The organism is Pseudomonas sp. DD1, assembly GCF_044510355.1.
Lineage (GTDB): Bacteria > Pseudomonadota > Gammaproteobacteria > Pseudomonadales > Pseudomonadaceae > Aquipseudomonas > Aquipseudomonas shahriarae.
This window is the reverse complement of sequence record NZ_MSAJ01000003.1, coordinates 132,276-152,007: the sequence shown is the minus strand read 5'-3', so window position 1 is coordinate 152,007 and position 19,732 is coordinate 132,276. Positions and strand designations below refer to the sequence as shown.

The following is a 19,732-nucleotide window of genomic DNA, read 5'->3' as shown; positions in this document are numbered from 1 at the left end:
GCCATCGCGGGCAAGCCCGCTCCCACATTTTGATAGGTGTAGGTCAGTAGACATCCCGGCGGTAGCGGCCCTGTTCGATAAGGCGTTGCACCGCCTCGCTTCCCAGAACATCCACCAACACCTGATCCACCCCGGCCGCCATGCCCTGCAAACTCCCGCAGACATAAATCGCTGCGCCCTCGGCGAGCCATTTACGCAGTACATCGGCGGATTCGCGCAGGCGGTCCTGGACGTAGATTTTCTCGTCTTGATCCCGCGAAAACGCCAGGTCCAGCAACGCCAGGTCGCCACTGGCCAACCAGCCTTGCAGCTCCTCCTGGCAGTGGTAGTCATGGGCGATGTTGCGTTCGCCGAACAGCAACCAGTTGCGCTGCTGGCCATCGGCGATGCGCGCCTTGAGCAGGCTGCGCAAGCCGGCCAGGCCAGTGCCGTTGCCCAGCAGAATCATTGGCACAGGCTCCGTTGGCAGATGGAAGCCGCTGTTGCGCCGCAACCGCAGGCTGATCGCGGCACCCAGCGGCGCGTGCTCGGTCAGCCAGCCCGACCCCAGGCCCAGGCTGCCGTCAGGGTGGCGTTCCTGGCGCACGATCAGCTCCAGCACGCCGTCGCTGGCAATCGAGGCGATGGAGTATTCGCGCACGCCCACTGGCACCAGTGCCTCCACCAGCGCCTGGGCGTGCAGGCCGACCAGATGGGAGCGGTTGTCCGGCAATTGGCGGCTGGCCAGCACCTGTTCCAGGGGCCGCGCCAGGCCATCGACAAGCACTTCGTCCGTGCCGGCGATGCCCAGGCCATCGAGGAAATGCTCGACGGCCCACGGGCAATGGCGTGGCAGAATTTCCACCAGGTCGCCGGCCAGCCAGTCGCGCGGGGCGGGCGGGTTGAGGCCCAGCAGGTAGACACCCGTGCCGCTGCTGTCTGGGTTGAGCAAGGTACGCCGGCTCAGGGTCCAGCTTTCATAGTGGGCGCTGGCCCAGGCGGCCGGTGCATGGCCGGTGATCTGCCCCAGTTGGTGTTGCCAGTGCAGCAGGGCCTCCTGGTCGCCGCTGTCGACTTCGACCGGGGCGAACAATGCGTTGCCGCCCTGGTGGGTCAGCCAGAAGTGCAGGCGCCGGGCAAAGCCGCAGAAGTGCTGGTATTGGCGATCGCCCAGGGCCAGCACCGAGTAGTTCAGGCCCTGGAGGGAAAGGTCGCGCCCCAGCACGCTGCGTTCGAAGCCGCGCGCGCTGTCCGGTGCTTCGCCATCGCCGAAGGTACTGACCACAAACAGTGCGTGTTCCGACTGGCGCAAGTCCTCTTCGCTGACGCTGCCCAGGGGCTTGACCTTCACCGGCAACCCGTCGGCCTGCAACTGGCCGGCGGTCTGCCAGGCCAGTTGCTCGGCAAACCCGCTCTGGCTGGCGAAACCGATCAGCCAGGCCGGTGCATCGCTGTGGTTCTCGCCCAGGCCTTTACGGGCATCGCGCACCTGGCGTTTTTTGCGGCGGCGGTCCAGGTACAGCAACCAGCCGGTAATAAAGAACAGCGGCATGCACAGCGCGGTGACGGTAAGAATGATCCGCCCCACCAGGCCGAAATAACTGCCCACATGCAGGGCATAGATGCTGGTCAGCAACTGCGCCTTGAGGCTTTTGTCGCCATAGCGCTCGACGCTTTTGACGACGCCTGTGGCCGGGTCGAGGTTGATCTGGTTCAGCGCGCGGTCATGGGGCGAGCTCTGCAACAGGTAGTAGACCGTGGCCGGTTGCCCGGCGACAGGTGGCATACGGATGTTGTAGGCGCTCAAGCCCGGGCCGGCAGAGCTGTAGATGCTGCTCCAGATCGCCTCGTAATTGGCGATGGGCGCCGGGCCCGCAGGCGCCGGGCCGCGATTGCGCACCCGCTCGTTCTGCGGTGCATCGGACAGCAGCCGGGTCAGGCCTTTGTTGTACCACTCGTAGGACCAGGACAGCCCGGTAAGCGCGGCCAACAGATAGAACAGCAGGCACCAGGTGCCGAACACCGAGTGCAGGTCCCAGTTGAAGCTGCGGCCTTTCTTGCGCCAGTCCAGGGTCAGCCAGGCACGCCAGCTCGCCACCTGGCGCGGCCAGCGCAGGTACAGGCCGGAAAGGCAGAAGAAAATCAGAATCAGCGTACAGGCGCCGGTGATTTGCCGGCCGGTGTCACCCATGGCGAGGAAGCGGTGCAGTTGCAGCATCAGGCCGAAAAAGTCCTGGCCGACGGCGTCGCCCAGGTAGTCGCCGGTGTACGGGTCGAAGTAGCGCATCTGCCCCCGGCGCTCGCCCGGTGGCGGGGTGAAGAACACGCGGGCAGCGTTGCCGCTTTCGCTTTCTACCCACAGCATGGACACGGCCTTGCCTTCGGTGGCTTCGAGCTTGCGTACCAGTTCAGCGGGCGGCAGCACCCCGGCGGGTTGTTTTTGCACGGTCAGTACCGTGGGGTTGAGCGCCCGCAGGATTTCATCCTGGAACGAGTACGCGGCCCCGGTAATCCCCATCAATGCCAACACCAGCCCGGCGGTAATGCCGAAAAACCAGTGCAACTGGAACAGGGTTTTCTTCAACACGTCGGACGGCCTCGCTGAGCTGGATATGATTTTTACGGCGCGCATTATGCCGTGGGTGGTCGAGAAACTTTCTTTTTTACAGACGAAAGCCCCGGGCAGCCAATGCGCGGGGCTTTTGCATGAAACGTCTAGCGCCTTAGAAGTGGAAGCTGGTGGTCAACAGCGCGGTACGACCGGCTGCCTGGTTGGCGAAGTGCGCGCCATAGGCCTTGTCGTAGTAGGTCTTGTCGGTCAGGTTTTGCACGTTCAATTGCAGGTCGACGTTTTTGGTCAGCTTGTAACTGGCCATGGCGTCGTAGCGGGTGTAGGACGGCACGTAGACGGTGTTGGCCGGGTCGCCGTAGACGTCGTCCACATAGAACGCGCCGCCACCGACGGTCAGTTTCGAGGTGATGTCATAGGTGGTCCACAGGCTGAAGGAGTGCTTCGGCGTGTTGGGCATTTCGTTGCCTTTGTTGGAGCCCGCAGTCACCACGCCTTGGCGGTTGCCGTTTTTGCCTGGGTCCACCAGCTCGCTTTTCAGGTAGCTGTAGCCGGCGAATACCTGCCACTGCTCGGTGAGTTTGCCGCTGGCGGAAAGCTCCAGGCCATCGACCCGGGATTCGCCGGCATTTTCATAGGTGTTGGAGTTCACCAGGATGCGCGCGTTTTTCTTCTCGGTGCGGAACACGGCAGCGGTCAGGGACAGGCGGTCGTGGAACAGATCCCACTTGGTGCCCAGCTCGTAGTTGACGGTTTCTTCCGGCTTCATGTCGCTGGTGTTGATGCCGGTTGGGATGGCGTTGGAGTCGACACCTTCACCCACCAGGCCGCCAGCGGGCGAGGCCGAAGTGGCATAGGAGGTGTAGATGCTGCCGTTTTCCATCGGCTTCCAGACCAGGCCGGCCTGCCAGTTGAAGAACTGGCTGTCGTCTTTGAGCTTGGTACGGCCGGTGGCTGCGTTGGTGTTGGCGACGGTGTCGAAGGTGTCATAACGCAGGCCAACGTTCAGCAGCCACTGTGGATCGAGCTCGATGGTGTCGAACACGTACGCGGCGCGGCTGGTGGCCTTGGTGTTGGTGCCCATGTAGTTGCGGGCGACGCTGCCGGTCCAGGCATCGTTTGGGTTCGGGTCGCTCAATGACGTGCACTGACCACCCTTGCCACCCCCGGCCACAGTGCAGACAGGGTTAGTGTTTGGGCTGACGGTGTAACCGCTGACACGGGTTTCTTCCCCGGTAAATTCCAGGCCGGTGGAGTAGCTGTGCTTGAAGCCCAGGGCCTGGAAGCTGCCAAACAGATCGGTCTGGTTGGTGGTGGTCGTGGTGGTCGACACACGGCTATTGGCCCGGCGCCAGACGGTGCCGAACTGGTTGACGTTGAGTTTGCTGTCGTCCGGCTGAGTGAGGACGTAATCCTGACCCGTACTGCCATGACGCAGGGTGTTCTTGATCGTCATGTTGTCGTTCAGATCGTGCTCGATGGAGAACGTACTGATATCGGCGCGGGTCTTGCGGAAGTCGCGATCCTTGAGGCCGTAGAAGTTGCTGCTGTCGCCGCCGTCGGTAGGCTTGTCGTGACCATGGTTGGTGGCTGCGGCGGAGCTATAGCCATAAGGAATGCCCGAATCCGGCAGGTCGTTGCTTTCCATATGGTAGTAGCTGAGGTTGACGCGGGTCGGGGTGCCCAGGCCAAAGGTCAGCGACGGTGCCACGCCCCAACGGTCGTAGTTGACTGCGTCGCGGCCGGCCACGTTCTGTTCGTGGCTCATCAGGTTCAGGCGAAACGCGGCACTGTCGAGGAACTGGCGGTTGACGTCGAGGGCATAGCGACGGGTCTGGTCGGAGCCGTAGGTAAAACCGCCGTTGAGGAAGTCCCGTGCTTGTGGGGTTTTGCTCACCAGGTTAAGGCTGCCACCGGCCGAGCCACGGCCCCCAAACGAGGAGTTGGGGCCCTTGCTGACTTCGATGGACTCGATATCGAAAATTTCCCGGCTCTGGCCGCCGGTGTCACGCACGCCGTCCAGGTAGGTGTCGCCCTGGGCATCGAAGCCGCGGATGAACGGGCGGTCGCCCTGGGGGTTGCCGCCTTCGCCAGCACCAAAGGTAATGCCCGGCACGGTACGCAGAGCGTCCTGCAGCGAGGTGGCGGCAGTGTCCTTGAGTACCTGCGCCGGTACCACGGTGACGGAGCGCGGGGTGTCGACCAGCGGCGCGGTGTATTTCTGCGAAGAGGCGTTTTCGGTCTGGTAGGAGGTCGCGTCCTGTTCCTGGCCGGTGATGCTGGTGGCTCCCAGGGAAATGCTGTTGCGCTCGCCTTTTTGTTCGGTCTCTTCGGCCGCTTGCGCCATGTGGGCCACGGAGCTGGCGCTGATGGCCACGCCAATGGCCGAGGCCAGCAAGCGCGGTGAACTGTTTGGTGTTTTTGTAATGTGGCGCGACATGAAATTCCCTACCCCAAGGATGTTAGGGCGCGAAATATATTGTAAACAATTATGCATAGCAATTGAGAGGCATTGCTATTTGCATCCTATTTACAAAATTTACACTTCGGGAGTTACGGTTTTTGCGGGCTCATACGTCTGCCCGTCGGATCAGGGTTTTACAGCGCCAATAGTAATCAATACCATTGGCGCCCCTCTGCTCTCAGGTAACGCCCCATGCTGCTGCATATTCCCGGCCTGTTCTCCCGCGACGAGGTATTGCGCATCCGCGAAGCCCTGGAGCAGGCGGACTGGGCTGACGGCAAGATCACCGCCGGTCATCAGTCGGCCAAGGCCAAGCACAATCTGCAATTGCCGGAGGGCCATCCACTGGCCAAGGAAATCGGCGCGGCCATGCTCGAGCGCCTGTGGCAAAACCCGCAGTTCATGTCGGCGGCGCTGCCGCATAAAGTCTTCCCGCCCCTGCTCAATTGCTACACCGCCGGCGGCAGCTTCGACTTCCATATTGATAACGCCGTACGCCAGCCCAAGGGCAGCCACGAGCGGGTACGCACTGACCTGTCCTCTACGCTGTTTTTCAGCGACCCGGATGAATACGACGGCGGCGAACTGGAGATCCAGGACACCTTCGGCCTGCAGCGGGTCAAGTTGCCGGCCGGTGACATGGTGTTGTACCCAGGCTCCAGCCTGCACAAGGTCAATGCCGTGACCCGGGGTGCGCGCTATGCCGCGTTTTTCTGGACCCAAAGCCTGGTGCGCGAAGACAGCCAGCGTACGTTGCTGTTCGAAATGGACGGTGCGATCCAGCAACTGAGCCGTGACGTACCGGACCACCCGGCGCTGATCCAGCTCACCGGCACCTATCACAACCTGTTGCGTCGCTGGGTCGAGGTCTGAGCATGGCTTTTCACTTGCGCCGCGAAGAACGCCTCGACGGCGAACAACTGCGGGCCATGCTCGACGAATCACCGGCCCGCGCGGCCCAGGCGATCCTGATGGCGGCGAAGGAGGGCGTGCTCGATGCCCAGGCGCTGCTGGGGCAAATCCTCCTGGAAGGGCGCGGGATCGAGCGCGATGAAGCGCTGGCCCTGCGCTGGTTCCGGATTGCCGCCCAGGGCGGCCACTTGATGGCCCGCAATATGGTGGGGCGCTGCCTGGAGCATGGTTGGGGTTGCGCCGCCAATGAGCGGGCGGCTGCCGGGGAGTACCGCCAGGCGGCAGAAGCCGGGTTGGATTGGGGGCTGTACAACTACGCCAACCTGCTGGCCACCGGGCGCGGGGTGACGCAAGACCAGCAGCAGGCACTGGCCTGTTATCGCCAGGCTGCCGAACGGGGGCATGCCAAGTCGATGAACCTGTTGGGGCGTTACCTGGAAGAAGGGCAGTTCTGTGCGCAAGACGTGCCCGCAGCGCTTGAGTGGTATCGCCGCTCGGCGCAAGGTGGGGATTTTCGCGGGCAGTTCAGTTATGCGGCCATGCTGGCTGAGCACGAGCAGATCGAAGCGGCGCTTGAGTGGTTGCACAAGGCGCTGGAGGGCGGGAATCTGAAGTTCTTGCGGGTGGCCCATAAAGCGCTGGCAGCGGCCAATGATCCGCAGATTCGCGCCATGGCCGATGCCTACCAACAACGCGCAGAGGAATTGCAGGAGCCGGCAAGCCGGCTCCTACGGGATCAGACGTAGAAGGATTTCAGCGGCGGGAAACCGTTGAATTCAACTGCGCTATAGCTGGTGGTGTACGCACCCGTGGACAGCCAGTACAGGCGGTCACCAATGGCCAGGTTCAGCGGCAGGCCGTACTTGTAGTTTTCGTACATGATATCGGCGCTGTCGCAGGTAGGACCGGCGATCACCACTTCTTCCATCTCGCCCTTTTTCTCGGTCCAGATCGGGAACTTGATGGCTTCGTCCATGGTTTCGATCAGGCCGGAGAACTTGCCCACATCCGTGTACACCCAACGCTCGACGGCGGTGCGGGATTTACGGGCGACCAACACCACTTCACTGACCAGGATCCCGGCGTTGGCGATCAACGAACGGCCTGGTTCCAGGATGATTTCCGGCAGCTCGTCACCGAAGTCTTCCTTGAGGAAGCGGATGATTTCCTCGGCGTAGGTTTCCAGGCTGTTGGTGCGGGTGATGTAGTTGGCCGGGAAGCCACCGCCCATGTTTATCAGCTTGAGGTGGATGCCGTCTTCTTCTTTCAAACGCTCGAAGATCACCTTGACCTTGGCAATGGCGGCGTCCCACACGCTGATATCACGCTGCTGCGAACCCACGTGGAACGAGATGCCGTAAGGCACCAGGCCCAAATCGCGGGCGAGGATCAGCAGGTCCATGGCCATGTCGGTCTGGCAGCCGAATTTGCGCGACAGAGGCCAGTCAGCCGTGGTCGAGCCTTCGGTGAGGATGCGCACATAGACTTTCGAGCCCGGCGCGGCCTTGGCGATGTTGCGCAGGTCGGCTTCGGAGTCGGTGGAGAACAGGCGCACGCCCTTCTCGTAGAAGTAGCGGATGTCCTTGGATTTCTTGATGGTGTTGCCGTAGCTGATACGGTCGGCGCTGACGCCGCGGTCCATGACCTTGTCCAGCTCGTAGATCGAGGCGATGTCGAAGCTCGAACCCTTGTCTTTCAACAGGTCGATGATCTCGACAGCCGGGTTGGCCTTGACGGCGTAGTACACCTTGGCGAATTCGAAACCGGCGCGCAGGTCATCGTAGGCCTGGCTGATCATCGCGGTGTCGATCACCACGAACGGGGTTTCTTGCTTGTCGGCGAACGCCTTCATTTTGTCAAAAGTGGCGCGCGCGAAATAATCTTCGACGTTGATCGACATGCTGGGAACTCCTAAGGGCAAACTGAAATTAACAATGGGTGCAAATGAACGTCCTCCGTATCCCCACTTTGGTTCGCCTACTTCCCAAGGCATGTCGCCGAAAGCAAAAAGGCCACGGGATAAGCTTCCCTTGGCCTTGCTGTCTCGTCGTCAGTACTTGAGCCGGATGGATCGTTTCCAGCATGGACGTTCGGCGCGAACTTTAGGGCGTGAGGGGCTTGAGATCAACTAAAAATGTCGCGTTTTTGCACGCGTTCGTCGCGTGACCCAGTTCAGCTACTTATGTAACCGACCGGTGTGACGGATTGATGTTCCCCAATGAGGAGGAATCAGGCTATTTCCTGACACCCAGCAGAACTAAATGCGGGAGCGGGCTTGCTCGCGAAGGCGGTGGGTCAGCACCCATTCAGTGACTGACACACCGCTTTCGCGAGCAAGCCCGCTCCCACAATTTTGACCGAGTGGTGTCAGGCCAGTGCAGTCTCGGCAGGCGACACAATACTGGTCTTGCCCCCACGGGACTTACCAGAGCTCAGGTACTCGGCAATCGACTCCTGGGTCACCTCACCCAAAAACACCCGCTCGGCATCCATCACCGGCAGCCACGAGCGGTTGAACTCGTACATGCGCGACAACAGGATGCGCAAGTGCTCGTCAAACGCCGCCGTGGCGTTGAACTCGCGCAGGTATTGGGCGCAGGTACCCGTCTGACGATGCAGGTCGCGACGTCGTACATAACCCAGCGCCTTGTTCTCGGCGCAGGTGACCACCACATAGCGGCGGTCATGCTCGTCCATCAGCTCCAGGGCATCGGCCACCGGGGTTTCCGGGCTGACCGACGGGGCGTTGTCCGCCGCGTCTTCGGCCTTGACCAGCAGCAGGCGCTTGAGGGTGCTGTCCTGGCCGACAAAGTTGCTGACAAACTCGTCGGCAGGATGGGCCAGCAGAGTGTCCGGGTGGTCGATCTGCAACAACTTGCCGGCGCGGAAGATGGCGATTTTGTCGCCCAGTTTGATTGCCTCGTCGATGTCATGGCTGACCATGATCACCGTCTTGTTCAGCGCGCGTTGCATCTCGAAGAACTCGTTCTGGATCATCTCGCGGTTGATCGGGTCGACCGCGCCGAACGGCTCATCCATCAGCAGCAACGGCGCGTCGGCCGCCAGGGCGCGGATCACGCCGATGCGCTGTTGCTGGCCACCGGACAGCTCGCGCGGGTAGCGGTGCAGATACTGCTTGGGTTCGAGCTTGATCATGCTCATCAACTCGCGGGCGCGGTCGTGGCATTTCTGCTTGTCCCAGCCCAGCAGCTTGGGCACGACCACGATGTTTTCCTCGATGGTCATGTTGGGAAACAGGCCGATCTGCTGGATCACGTAGCCGATATTGCGGCGCAGGGTCACTTCATCGAGGTCGGTGGTGTCTTCGCCGTTGATCAGGATCTTGCCCGAGGTGGGCTTGATCAGGCGGTTGATCATCTTCAGCGTGGTGCTCTTGCCGCAGCCCGAGGGACCAAGGAACACGCAAATCTCGCCTTCATTGACAGTCAGGCTCACGTCGTTAACGGCGGTGACAGTCTTGCCGTTGCTTTGGAAGGTCTTGGACAGGTTTTGAAGTTCGATCATTTGAGCAATCCTTTTGGAGTCAGCGAGCGTTGCAGCCATTGCAGAAGCAGGTCGGCGAAGATGGCCAGGAGACTGACCAGCACGGCGCCAACGATCAGCATCGACATGTCGCTGCGGCTGATGGAAGCCAGAATAAGTACACCCAGGCCACCGGCGCCGATGGTGGCGGCAATGGTCATCACACCGATGTTCATCACCACGGCGGTGCGCACCCCGGCGAGGATCACCGGCACGGCAATCGGCAGCTCGACCATGCGCAGGCGCTGGCCGAAGGTCATGCCGATGCCTTTGGCGGCTTCGCGGATGCCCGGCTCGACGCCGGTCAGGGCCAGGTAGGTGTTACGCATGATCGGCAGCAGGGAGTAGAGGAATACGGCGGTGATCGCCGGCATCGGCCCCAGGCCCTGGCCAAATTTGGAGTAGAACGGCAGCAGCAGGCCGAACAGGGCAATCGATGGCACCGTCAGCAGCACCGTGGCACTGGCTTGCAACGGGCCGGCCAGGGTCGGGAAGCGGGTCATCAGCACGCCCAGGGGCACGCCTACGACGATCGCGAGGATCACGGCGATCCCGACCAGGGTGATGTGCTGCCAGGTCAGGTGCAGGACTTGGGCCCAATCAAGATGGGAAAAGGCGTTCAGAAATTCCATGTCTTCTCCTCTTTTAGTTGAGTGGGTGCTGGCGCAGGAAATCAGCGGCTACAGCCGATGGGCTTTCATGGTCGACGTCGACCCGCGCGTTCAGCTGGCGCATGGTTTCATCGTCGAACAGCGCTGCCAGTGGCTTGAGGTCGGCGGCCAATTGCGGGTGGGCATCCAGATAAACCTGACGCACCACGGGGGCTGCGGTGTAGTCCGGGAAGTAGTGCAGGTCATCTTCCAGCAGCTTCAATTTGAAGGCATTGAGGCGACCGTCGGTGGTGTACACCAGGCCGGCAAATACCTGGCCATTGCGCAAGGCGGTATAGACCAGACCGGCGTCCATCTGCCGGGTGTTCTTGCGGGTGAGGTTCATGCCGTACAGCTTGACCATGCCGGCCATGCCGTCGGAACGGTTGGCGAACTCGGTGTCCAGGGCCACCAGGCGGTTTTCACGGGTTGTCTCGTCCAGCGCCTGGGTCAGGTCGCTGATGGTGTTGATCTGCGGATACTCCTTGGCCACGTTTTCCGGCAGGGACAGGGCGTAGGTGTTGCTGAATTTCGACGGCGACAGCCAGACCAGGCCTTTTTTTGCGTCGAGTTCTTTAACCCGTGCGTAGGACTGTTCGCTGTCGAGCTTCTCGTCCACATGGTTGTAGGCCACCAGGGACACGCCGGTGTATTCCCAGATCAGGTCCAGTTGCCCGCTTTCCTGGGCACTGCGCGCCAGGTTGCTGCCCAGGCCGCCGGTCACGCGGGTGTCGTACCCCTTGGTGCGCAGGTACTGGGAGGTGATTTCGGCGAGCAGGGTCTGTTCGGTGAAGACCCGGGCGCCGATGCGGATCACCGGTTTTTCAGCAGCTTGCGCAATGCCTGCAAACAGCAGGACGCAGCTCAGTATCAAAGTCAGTTTTTTCATGTGAATTCCTTTGCCAAGCCTTAAGACGGACGCAACCCGCGTTCCAGCCAGAGGCGGCTGGCCATGGTCACCAGACCGTCAAGCAGCAATGCCAGCAGCGCGGTGCACGCGGCGCCGAGCAGCAATTGCGGCTGGTTGTTCAGGGCGATGCCAGGGAAGATCAGGCTGCCCAGGCTATTGGCGCCAATCAGGAACGCCAGCGGTGCGGTGCCGACGTTGATTGCCAGGGCCACACGTACGCCACCGATAATGATCGGCACGGCGTTGGGCAATTCGACGCGAAACAGCACCTGGCGTGGGGTCATGCCGATGCCGACGGCGGCTTCCTTCAAGGAACCCTGCACGTTTTTCAGGCCTTCGTAGGTATTGCGCACGATGGGCAGCAAGGAGGCGAGGAACAGGGCGAAGATGGCCGGGCCACTGCCGATGCCGAGGACGCCGAGGGCGATGGCCAGTACGGCCAGGGGAGGGACGGTGTTGCCGATGTTGAAGATCTGCATGAAGCGTTCTGCGCGCCCGACCATATTCGGTCGGCTGAGCAGGATACCGGCGGGGATCCCTACGATCAGGGCAGCCAGCATGGAGACAAGTACAAGAATCAGGTGAGCTTGCAGGTAAAACAACAAATCGTCGCGGTACAGTTCGATCGTGTTGATGCCGATCCAGTGGACCAGCAGGGCCAGGAGAGCGACGACAACCGCTCCTCCTATCAGCCCTTTGCCATAGCGAATAGCCACAGGCGGACTCCTTTTTTCTTTTGTCGGCGAACACATTTCCGAGCGGCAATGCCATTCCTGGCTGTCGGCGAATATGTTCGCGAAAAGCAGCTCGCCGATACCGGCAACGCGGTATGCGATCAAGCCATGAGCGCAGCCTCGTCAGGCTAACTTGCTGATTTTTCAGCCCCTGTCACGAGTGCGGTAGCAGGGGAGTGGACGTCTCTACCTTTTAAAAGGTTCCATACTTGGCAGCATTTAGCCACCCCCAATCGGGTGAACGGTGGTCTGGCTCCCCGGGTTTGCGCTATACTCGCCGCCCTTTTTTGACTCACCTGCCAGGCGATTTCCCATGACCCACCAGGCCGCCGAAGTCGCGAAACGCCGCACTTTCGCCATTATTTCCCACCCCGATGCCGGTAAAACCACCATCACCGAAAAGCTCCTGCTGATGGGCAAGGCGATCGCAGTGGCCGGCACGGTGAAATCCCGCAAATCCGATCGCCATGCCACCTCTGACTGGATGGAGATGGAGAAACAACGGGGTATTTCCATTACCACGTCGGTCATGCAGTTCCCCTATCGCGACCACATGGTCAACCTGCTCGACACCCCGGGCCACGAAGACTTCTCCGAAGATACCTACCGCACCCTGACCGCGGTGGACTCGGCCTTGATGGTCCTTGACGGCGGTAAGGGCGTCGAGCCACGCACCATCGCGCTGATGGACGTGTGCCGCCTGCGTGATACGCCGATCGTCAGCTTTATCAACAAACTCGACCGTGACATCCGCGACCCGATCGAACTGCTGGATGAAATCGAAGCCGTCCTGAAGATCAAGGCCGCGCCGATCACCTGGCCGATTGGCTGCTACCGCGACTTCAAGGGCGTGTACCACCTGGCCGACGACTACATCATTGTCTACACCGCCGGCCACGGTCACGAACGCACCGATGTGAAGATCATCGAGAAACTCGACTCCGATGAGGCCCGCGCCCACCTGGGTGACGAGTACGATCGCTTCGTCGATCAACTGGAACTGGTGCAGGGCGCCTGCCATGAGTTCAACCAGCAGGAATTCCTCGACGGGCAACTGACCCCGGTGTTCTTCGGTACCGCCCTGGGCAACTTCGGCGTCGACCACGTACTGGATGCGGTGGTCAATTGGGCACCGAAACCACTGGCGCGGGTTGCCAACGAGCGTACCGTGGAGCCGGTTGAAGAGAAATTCAGCGGCTTCGTGTTCAAGATCCAGGCGAACATGGACCCCAAGCACCGCGACCGTATCGCCTTTATGCGTATCTGCTCCGGCAAGTACGAAAAAGGCATGAAGATGCGCCACGTACGCACCGGCAAGGACGTACGCATCGGCGACGCCCTGACGTTCTTCTCCTCGGAGCGTGAGCAACTGGAAGAAGCGTTTGCCGGCGACATCATCGGTTTGCACAACCACGGCACCATCCAGATCGGCGACACCTTCACCGAAGGCGAAGCCCTGAGCTTCACCGGTATCCCGCACTTCGCCCCGGAACTGTTCCGCCGCGTACGCCTGCGCGACCCGCTGAAATCCAAGCAGCTGCGCCAAGGTCTGCAGCAATTGGCGGAAGAGGGCGCCACCCAGGTGTTCTTCCCCGAGCGCAGCAACGACATCATCCTCGGCGCCGTAGGTGTGCTGCAGTTCGATGTGGTGGCCAGCCGCTTGAAAGAGGAATACAAGGTCGAATGCTCCTACGAGCCGATCACCGTGTACTCGGCACGCTGGATTGATTGCAGTGACAAGAAGAAGTTGGAGGAGTTCTCCAACAAGGCCGTGGAAAACCTCGCCATCGACGGCGGTGGCCACCTGACCTACCTGGCACCTACCCGGGTGAACCTGGCGTTGATGGAAGAGCGCTGGCCGGATGTGAAATTCCGTGCGACCCGCGAACACCACTAAGGGTTAGCGGTATAAAAAAAGGCGAAGCTGTGATGGCTTCGCCTTTTTTGCGGTAGATTACCGGGTGTTGGGGCCAACTTTAAGTTGTTTAAGGGACAGTTCAGCGCCGGCCATTAGCGTTTCAACTTGTGCGGCTATTGCATCTTTGACAATGGCTTCGCCTACATCAGTGATTTCCTGGTCCTTTATGTAATTCAGGCTCAAAAACAATAAGTGTATGGCAACATCCATCGAACTTTGAAATGCCAGCAATGTATTGTTTTTCCCCAGTTCATCGACCACCCTTCCCCAACGCAGGTCGGATTCAACCTGCAAGGCCTTGAACTCCATCAGCGACACGTCGCCGTCCTCGTAGATATCAGACAGCAGCTTTTTCAGAGATTTTGAAATTTCTCTCATGACAGTTCTCGCAAAGAATATAGGAAGTTGTAGCTGGCGGACTTTATTCTTCTGAGATTGCGTTGCGCAATTGCGGAAACATGGTGGTTACAAGTTGCAGAAAGTTTGCCTTGTTGGTGGGCGATAGTACTGTTTTTAATGTCGGACTTGTCGTTGGTTTGCTCGCGAATAAACGGTAATTGCTAACGCTTAATTAAAGGTAACACCCACTGGTGGCGAGGGGATTTGTCCCCTCGCCAAAGTGTCCAGATACAGCTGACTATTCAAAAACCTTCAACGGCATGGCCCTTAGAACGAAGCCGTCACCGACGCAAAGTAAGCCCGACCCGGTTCGTTATACGTCTGGGCACCGGCATCGTCAGCATTGCCTTTGCGATACAGGCGCTTGTCCAGCAGGTTCTCGATGCCCACGCGCACACTCAGGTTCTTGGTGAACTCGTAGCCGCTGCTCAACCCCATCAAACCGTACGGGTCCACATCCTGTTGGGCGCTGCGATCATAGCGGTTGGCGCTGCGGGAGTTGAGGGTCGGCGCCTCCTGCTTGCCGTAGTAGGTGCCGCTGACCTGGAACGACAGCTTGTCGGTGGCCTGCCAGTCCAGGGTGGTGTTGACCGTGTACTTGGGAATGACGCTCAGCGGTTCGCCGGTGTCCTTGTCCTTGGAGTCGATCATGTAGGTCAGGTTGGTGTTCCAGTCCAGGTCGTCGCGCAGGGTCATGAACAGGTTGCCCTCGACCCCCTGCACCAGTGCCGCCCCGCTGTTTTCCCACTCCAGCACACGGCGCCCGCCGTCCAGGCGGTAGGCGGCGGTGTTGCTGGCGTTGATTTTGTTCTTGTAGTCATTACGGAAGTAGGTCGCGCTGGTGCGCCAGGTGCCTTTGTCATAGGCCAGGCCGATTTCCTTGTTGACGCTGATTTCCGGTTTCAGGTCCGGGTTACCCACCAGGTAGCAGCCGCCGGAGTTGGCTTCGCTGGCGTTGCAACCGTTGCCACGGCTGTACAGCAAGTAGTTGGGGTTGGACTGGTACAGGTTGGGCGTCTTGTAGGCGCGGGCAATACCGCCCTTGAGGCTCAGCTCATCGGTCAGTTGGTGCGAGGCGTTGAGGCTCGGGCTCCAGTTGCCGCCGTACTCTTCATGATCGTCGTAGCGCAGGCCGGGGGTGATGATGGTCTTGCTGCCGACTTCGATGTTGTCCTCGGCGAACAGCGCATAGCTGGAGGCTGTGGTCTTGGTGCTGCTGCGGCTCATCCCCGGAATGCTCGGTACGCCACCTGTGCCAGGGTCGTAGCTTTGTGGGCGCAGCGACCCCGGATCGTTCATCGACTCGTAGAGGTATTCGCTGCCCAGGGTCAGCACCTGCTCGGTGCCGAAACTCAGGGGCAGGTTGACCTCGGCCGTGGCCCGGGTGTTGCGCAGCCGCGATTCGAAACGGCCAGCGGTGGCGGAGGGCGCGCCCTCGCCGGAACCCGCCAGGCCTTCGTTGAGGCGTGCGTTGCGGGTCAGGTCGTGGCTCAGCGATGCCATGGTCGAGCCCCAGTCGAACTCGCCACGGTGGGTGGCGGAGAAACTGCTGCGCTGGATCACGCTGGTTTCCTTGCCGACCAGGCTGTTCACGAATACACCGCCGCCGTTGAGCATGGTGTCGCCGGCGAAGATATTGCCCTGACGGCTGTAGCTGGCTTCCAGGTCCAGGGTCTGCTCGGGGGTGAATTGCCAACTGAGCAAACCGTTGACGTCCTTGTTGCGCACACCCTCGCGGCCGGCGACCAGCGAGTCTGCGCTAGCCTGCTCGGCCTGGTTGATGGTGGAGTCATCGGCATCGGTCTTGTTCAGGCCGCCATACACCCGGAACGCCAAGGTGTCGCTCAACGGGCCGCTGAGGTTGAAGTTGGTGCGTTTGCTCATGCCTTCGGCATCGTCTTCGGGCAGCGACACGTAGGTGGTCAGCGAGCCGTGCAACTGGTCGGTGGGGCGCTTGGTGATGATGTTGATCACCCCGCCCATGGCCCCGGAGCCGTAGCGAGCAGCCGCCGGGCCACGCAGGATTTCAATGCGTTCGACTTCTTCGGCCGGCACCCAGTTGGTTTCGCCACGGGTGTCACGGTCGCCGCTCCAGCCGTAGCGCACGGCGTTGCGCGAGGTCGAGGGCTTGCCATCGATCAGGATCAGGGTGTTTTCCGGGCCCATGCCGCGCAGGTCGATCTGGCGGTTGTTGCCTCGGCTGCCGCTGGAGCTGTTGCCACTGAGGTTGACGCCCGGTTCACGACGGATGATGTCCGACAGGTCGTTGGTCGGCGGGCGTTTCTTGATGTCTTCGGCGGTGATGATCGACACGCCGGGGGCTTGTTTGAGTTCTTCGGCAGCGGTGCCCAGGATTCGTGTTTCGCTCAACTCCAGGGCTTGGGAGGTGCCGTCGACGGGCAGGTCGGTAGCGGCTACCGGCACTTTGCCGTGTTCTCTTTCCAAGGTATCCGCCAGCAGTGCGGGAGACGAGAGGGCGGCGATAAACGCCAGGGAGAAATGGCTGAGCCTGAATCGAGGTGACATGTCCGCAGAATCCTTTAGGGAAGGTGGCAACTGAGCGAGATGCACCAGAACTGCCTTCCAGCAGGATTCGGCGCCCTCTGTGCGCCGGAATGCTAGTCATTATCAAATACAAGTAAATGTCATTTACAACTTTTACACTTTGCTAAAAACAAAAAAGCCCCTCCCGCCAGACTGATGCGCAATCTGGCGGGAGAGGCTGTACAACGCTGTATCGCCCTGTGGGAGAGGGCTTGTGTGGGAGCGGGCCCACCCCTACAGGGGGTTAGGCCACGAACTGCTCCGCGTGATGGCAAGCCACTTGGCGGTTGTCCAGTTCACGCAGCAGCGGCTCTTCACTGCTGCAGCGCTCGGTGGCATACGGGCAGCGCTTATGGAACGCGCAGCCGGAGGGCGGGTTAAGTGGGTTGGGCAGCTCGCCGACGATCTTGATCTTCGGCTTGTTCGGGTCCGGGTGAATGGTCGGGGTGGCCGACAGCAGCGCCTGGGTGTAAGGGTGCAGCGGGCGCTCGTAGATGTCGTTCTTCGCGCCCATTTCCACCGGGCGACCGAGGTACATCACCATCACGTGGTCGGCAACGTGTTGCACCACCGCCAGGTTGTGGGAAATGAACACGTAGGCCGTGTTGTACTGCTGCTGCAGGTCCATAAACAGGTTGAGCACCTGGGCCTGGATCGACACGTCGAGGGCCGAGGTCGGTTCATCCGCCACCAGCACCTTGGGTTGCAGCATCATGGCGCGGGCCAGGGCAATGCGCTGGCGCTGGCCACCGGAGAACATGTGCGGGTAACGCTGATAATGCTCAGGGCGCAGGCCCACTTGCTTCATCATCGCCTGCACTTTTTCGCGGCGTTCGGCGGCGGACAGGTTGGTGTTGATCAACAGCGGCTCGCCCAGTTGATCACCGACTTTCTGCCGCGGATTCAACGAGGCATAGGGGCTCTGGAACACCATCTGCACGTCTTTGCGCAGTTGTTTGCGCTGGGCCTTGTCGGCGCCGGCGACTTCCTGGCCGGCGATTTTCAACGAGCCGGACGACGGCTCTTCAATCAGCGTCAGCGCCCGGGCCAGGGTGGATTTGCCACACCCCGACTCACCCACGACGGCGAGGGTCTTGCCGGCTTCCAGCTCGAACGACACGCCATTGAGGGCGCGCACGGTGGCGTGGCCCTTGAACAGGCCACGGGACACTTCGTAGTGACGGGTCAGGTCGCGGGCGGTAAGAACGACGGCCATTACGCCACCTCCTGGTTCAAGGGGTAGAAGCAGCGCACAAGGCTGTGGGCTTGCGGGTCCAGGGTCGGACGGGTCTGGCGGCAGCTGTCCTGCACATACGGGCAGCGTGGCGACAACAGGCAGCCTTGCGGGCGGTCATACCGACCGGGGACGATGCCCGGCAAGGTCGACAGACGGGCGGCGCCCATGCTGTGTTCCGGGATCGCCGCCAGCAACGCTTCGCTGTACGGGTGCGCCGGCACGTCGAACAAACCGGGCACCTGGCCGACTTCCACCGCTTGGCCGGCGTACATCACGCACACGCGCTGAGCGGTTTCCGCGACGACTGCGAGGTCGTGGGTGATCAGCACCAGGCCCATGTTCTGTTCTTTTTGCAGAGCCAGCAGCAGTTCCATGATCTGCGCCTGGATGGTCACGTCCAGGGCGGTGGTGGGTTCGTCGGCGATCAGCAGCTTTGGTTCGCCGGCAATCGCCATGGCAATTGCCACACGCTGGCTCATGCCGCCGGACAGTTGGTGCGGGTAGGCATCCATACGGCTGGAGGCGCCAGGGATCTCGACCTTTTCCAGCAGTTCAATGGCACGCTTGCGCGCTTGCTTGCCGGACATTTTCAGGTGCAGGCGCAGTACTTCTTCAATCTGGAAGCCCACGGTGTAGCTGGGGTTCAGCGCGGTCATCGGGTCCTGGAACACCATCGCCAGGTCTTTGCCGACGATCTGCCGGCGCTGGCGATTGCTCAGCTTGAGCATGTCCTTGCCGTCGAAGGTCAGCGAGTCGGCGGTGACGATGCCGGGATGCTCGATCAGGCCCATCAGCGCCATCATGGTCACGGACTTACCCGAACCCGACTCGCCAACGATGGCCAACACTTCGCCTTTGTCCACGGACAGGTCGAGGCCATCGACCACCGGCACAGCGGTTTTGTCGCCGAAGCGCACATTGAGATTCTTGATTTCTAGCAGTGACATGGGAATCTCCTCACGCGGCATTCTTGAGTTTCGGGTCCAGCGCATCGCGCAGGCCGTCGCCCATCAGGTTGATTGCCAGCACGCTGAGCAAAATGGTCAAACCAGGCAGGCTCACGACCCACCAGGCACGTTCGATGTAGTCACGGGCCGAAGCCAGCATGGTGCCCCACTCAGGTGTCGGCGGTTGCACGCCAAGGCCGAGGAAGCCCAGGGCGGCGGCATCGAGAATCGCCGAGGAAAAGCTCAAGGTGGCCTGCACGATCAACGGCGCCATGCAGTTAGGCAGCACGGTCACGAACATCAGACGCGGCAGGCCGGCACCGGCCAGGCGCGCGGCGGTCACGTAGTCACGGTTGAGCTCGCCCATCACCGCCGCGCGGGTCAGGCGCACATAGGACGGCAGCGACACAATGGCAATCGCGATCACGGTGTTGATCAGGCCAGGGCCGAGGATGGCGACAATCGCCACGGCCAGCAGCAGCGACGGCAGGGCCAGCATGATGTCCATCAAACGCATGATGGTCGGGCCGAGCAGACGCGGGAAGAACCCGGCGAACAGGCCCAGCAGGATCCCCGGGATCAGCGACATCACCACCGACGACAAACCGATCAGCAACGATAGGCGTGAGCCCTGGATCAGGCGCGACAGCAGGTCGCGGCCCAGTTCATCGGTGCCCAGCAAAAACTGGATCTGCCCGCCTTCCAGCCACGACGGCGGAGTCAGCAGGAAGTCGCGGTATTGCTCACTCGGGTTATGGGGCGCCACCCAGGGGGCGAAGATCGCGCAGAACACGATCAGCAACATAAACAGCAGGCCGGCAACCGCGCCCTTGTTCTTGGAGAAGGCTTGCCAGAATTCTTTGTACGGCGACGGGTACAGCAGGCTTTGATCGACTGCTGACACTTGAGTTGGTGTGGTCATGGTC

Annotated in this window: 15 protein-coding genes; 3 read left to right on the top strand and 12 right to left on the bottom strand. The window is 61.1% G+C overall.

Going from position 1 to position 19,732, the window contains the following annotated elements; genetic code table 11:
* Positions 1–43: 43 nt before the first annotated feature.
* Together PSFL_RS02855 and PSFL_RS02850 are read right to left on the bottom strand one after the other, a co-directional pair.
* The gene (locus PSFL_RS02855; RefSeq protein WP_170044044.1) at positions 44–2,566 is read right to left on the bottom strand and encodes a sulfite reductase flavoprotein subunit alpha; all 2,523 of its coding nucleotides are present in this window, start codon (positions 2,564–2,566) and stop codon (positions 44–46) included.
* A 136-nt stretch (positions 2,567–2,702) separates the two neighbouring features.
* Complete coding sequence (locus PSFL_RS02850; protein ID WP_057441035.1) at positions 2,703–4,988, bottom strand: TonB-dependent siderophore receptor; 2,286 nt, start codon at positions 4,986–4,988, stop codon at positions 2,703–2,705.
* A 216-nt stretch (positions 4,989–5,204) separates the two neighbouring features.
* Here PSFL_RS02850 and PSFL_RS02845 point away from each other — a divergent pair, with 216 nt between their 5' ends.
* Entirely contained in the window at positions 5,205–5,885 is a 681-nt protein-coding gene (locus PSFL_RS02845; RefSeq protein WP_057441033.1) for a Fe2+-dependent dioxygenase, read from the top strand.
* A gap of 2 nt (positions 5,886–5,887) precedes the next feature.
* Positions 5,888–6,670: a tetratricopeptide repeat protein gene (locus tag PSFL_RS02840; RefSeq protein WP_170044045.1), complete on the top strand. Its 783-nt coding sequence runs from the start codon at positions 5,888–5,890 to the stop codon at positions 6,668–6,670.
* Here the strand turns inward: PSFL_RS02840 and PSFL_RS02835 are convergent.
* The 5 genes from PSFL_RS02835 to PSFL_RS02815 all read right to left on the bottom strand — a co-directional run bounded on the left by PSFL_RS02835 (position 6,661) and on the right by PSFL_RS02815 (position 11,779).
* Positions 6,661–7,824, bottom strand: coding sequence for a type III PLP-dependent enzyme (locus tag PSFL_RS02835; RefSeq protein WP_032861941.1), 1,164 nt, complete (start codon positions 7,822–7,824; stop codon positions 6,661–6,663). The two genes, PSFL_RS02840 and PSFL_RS02835, sit on opposite strands and share 10 nt — an antisense overlap.
* A gap of 467 nt (positions 7,825–8,291) precedes the next feature.
* Positions 8,292–9,449 (bottom strand): betaine/proline/choline family ABC transporter ATP-binding protein, encoded by a 1,158-nt coding sequence (locus PSFL_RS02830; protein WP_029291958.1) that lies wholly within the window; start codon positions 9,447–9,449, stop codon positions 8,292–8,294.
* Complete coding sequence (locus tag PSFL_RS02825; RefSeq protein WP_027604864.1) at positions 9,446–10,099, bottom strand: ABC transporter permease; 654 nt, start codon at positions 10,097–10,099, stop codon at positions 9,446–9,448. The genes PSFL_RS02830 and PSFL_RS02825 overlap by 4 nt, the downstream gene beginning before the upstream one ends.
* A gap of 13 nt (positions 10,100–10,112) precedes the next feature.
* Positions 10,113–11,006, bottom strand: a complete 894-nt coding sequence (locus tag PSFL_RS02820) for a glycine betaine ABC transporter substrate-binding protein (protein ID WP_057438044.1) — start codon at positions 11,004–11,006, stop codon at positions 10,113–10,115.
* 20 nt (positions 11,007–11,026) lie between these two features.
* Positions 11,027–11,779 carry an ABC transporter permease gene (locus PSFL_RS02815; RefSeq protein ID WP_233092015.1) on the bottom strand — a complete coding sequence of 251 codons (753 nt, stop codon included), beginning with the start codon at positions 11,777–11,779 and terminating at the stop codon, positions 11,027–11,029.
* Positions 11,780–12,074: 295 nt separating this feature from the next.
* Between PSFL_RS02815 and PSFL_RS02810 the strand changes: the two genes are divergently transcribed.
* Positions 12,075–13,658 carry a peptide chain release factor 3 gene (locus tag PSFL_RS02810; RefSeq protein ID WP_057438046.1) on the top strand — a complete coding sequence of 528 codons (1,584 nt, stop codon included), beginning with the start codon at positions 12,075–12,077 and terminating at the stop codon, positions 13,656–13,658.
* A gap of 57 nt (positions 13,659–13,715) precedes the next feature.
* Here PSFL_RS02810 and PSFL_RS02805 read toward each other — a convergent pair whose 3' ends face one another.
* The 5 genes from PSFL_RS02805 to PSFL_RS02785 form a co-directional block, all read right to left on the bottom strand.
* Positions 13,716–14,057: a hypothetical protein gene (locus PSFL_RS02805; protein ID WP_143110350.1), complete on the bottom strand. Its 342-nt coding sequence runs from the start codon at positions 14,055–14,057 to the stop codon at positions 13,716–13,718.
* Positions 14,058–14,345: 288 nt separating this feature from the next.
* Positions 14,346–16,604 (bottom strand): TonB-dependent siderophore receptor, encoded by a 2,259-nt coding sequence (locus PSFL_RS02800; RefSeq protein WP_057438048.1) that lies wholly within the window; start codon positions 16,602–16,604, stop codon positions 14,346–14,348.
* A 262-nt stretch (positions 16,605–16,866) separates the two neighbouring features.
* On the bottom strand, positions 16,867–17,838 hold the full coding sequence (locus tag PSFL_RS02795; protein WP_057958423.1) for a peptide ABC transporter ATP-binding protein: 972 nt from the start codon (positions 17,836–17,838) through the stop codon (positions 16,867–16,869).
* Positions 17,838–18,806, bottom strand: a complete 969-nt coding sequence (locus PSFL_RS02790; protein ID WP_057438051.1) for an ABC transporter ATP-binding protein — start codon at positions 18,804–18,806, stop codon at positions 17,838–17,840. Before PSFL_RS02790 ends, PSFL_RS02795 begins: the two co-directional genes overlap by 1 nt.
* A 10-nt stretch (positions 18,807–18,816) precedes the next feature.
* Positions 18,817–19,728: an ABC transporter permease subunit gene (locus PSFL_RS02785; RefSeq protein ID WP_029291943.1), complete on the bottom strand. Its 912-nt coding sequence runs from the start codon at positions 19,726–19,728 to the stop codon at positions 18,817–18,819.
* Between the last annotated feature and the right edge of the window lie 4 nt (positions 19,729–19,732).

Coding starts and splice junctions, on each gene's coding strand:
- PSFL_RS02850 (WP_057441035.1), bottom strand. CDS start 4,988: ATGTCGCGCCACATTACAAAAACACCAAACAGTTCACCGCGCTTGCTG.
- PSFL_RS02845 (WP_057441033.1), top strand. CDS start 5,205: ATGCTGCTGCATATTCCCGGCCTGTTCTCCCGCGACGAGGTATTGCGC.
- PSFL_RS02840 (WP_170044045.1), top strand. CDS start 5,888: ATGGCTTTTCACTTGCGCCGCGAAGAACGCCTCGACGGCGAACAACTG.
- PSFL_RS02835 (WP_032861941.1), bottom strand. CDS start 7,824: ATGTCGATCAACGTCGAAGATTATTTCGCGCGCGCCACTTTTGACAAA.
- PSFL_RS02830 (WP_029291958.1), bottom strand. CDS start 9,449: ATGATCGAACTTCAAAACCTGTCCAAGACCTTCCAAAGCAACGGCAAG.
- PSFL_RS02825 (WP_027604864.1), bottom strand. CDS start 10,099: ATGGAATTTCTGAACGCCTTTTCCCATCTTGATTGGGCCCAAGTCCTG.
- PSFL_RS02820 (WP_057438044.1), bottom strand. CDS start 11,006: ATGAAAAAACTGACTTTGATACTGAGCTGCGTCCTGCTGTTTGCAGGC.
- PSFL_RS02815 (WP_233092015.1), bottom strand. CDS start 11,779: ATGTGTTCGCCGACAAAAGAAAAAAGGAGTCCGCCTGTGGCTATTCGC.
- PSFL_RS02810 (WP_057438046.1), top strand. CDS start 12,075: ATGACCCACCAGGCCGCCGAAGTCGCGAAACGCCGCACTTTCGCCATT.
- PSFL_RS02805 (WP_143110350.1), bottom strand. CDS start 14,057: ATGAGAGAAATTTCAAAATCTCTGAAAAAGCTGCTGTCTGATATCTAC.
- PSFL_RS02800 (WP_057438048.1), bottom strand. CDS start 16,604: ATGTCACCTCGATTCAGGCTCAGCCATTTCTCCCTGGCGTTTATCGCC.
- PSFL_RS02795 (WP_057958423.1), bottom strand. CDS start 17,838: ATGGCCGTCGTTCTTACCGCCCGCGACCTGACCCGTCACTACGAAGTG.
- PSFL_RS02790 (WP_057438051.1), bottom strand. CDS start 18,806: ATGTCACTGCTAGAAATCAAGAATCTCAATGTGCGCTTCGGCGACAAA.
- PSFL_RS02785 (WP_029291943.1), bottom strand. CDS start 19,728: ATGACCACACCAACTCAAGTGTCAGCAGTCGATCAAAGCCTGCTGTAC.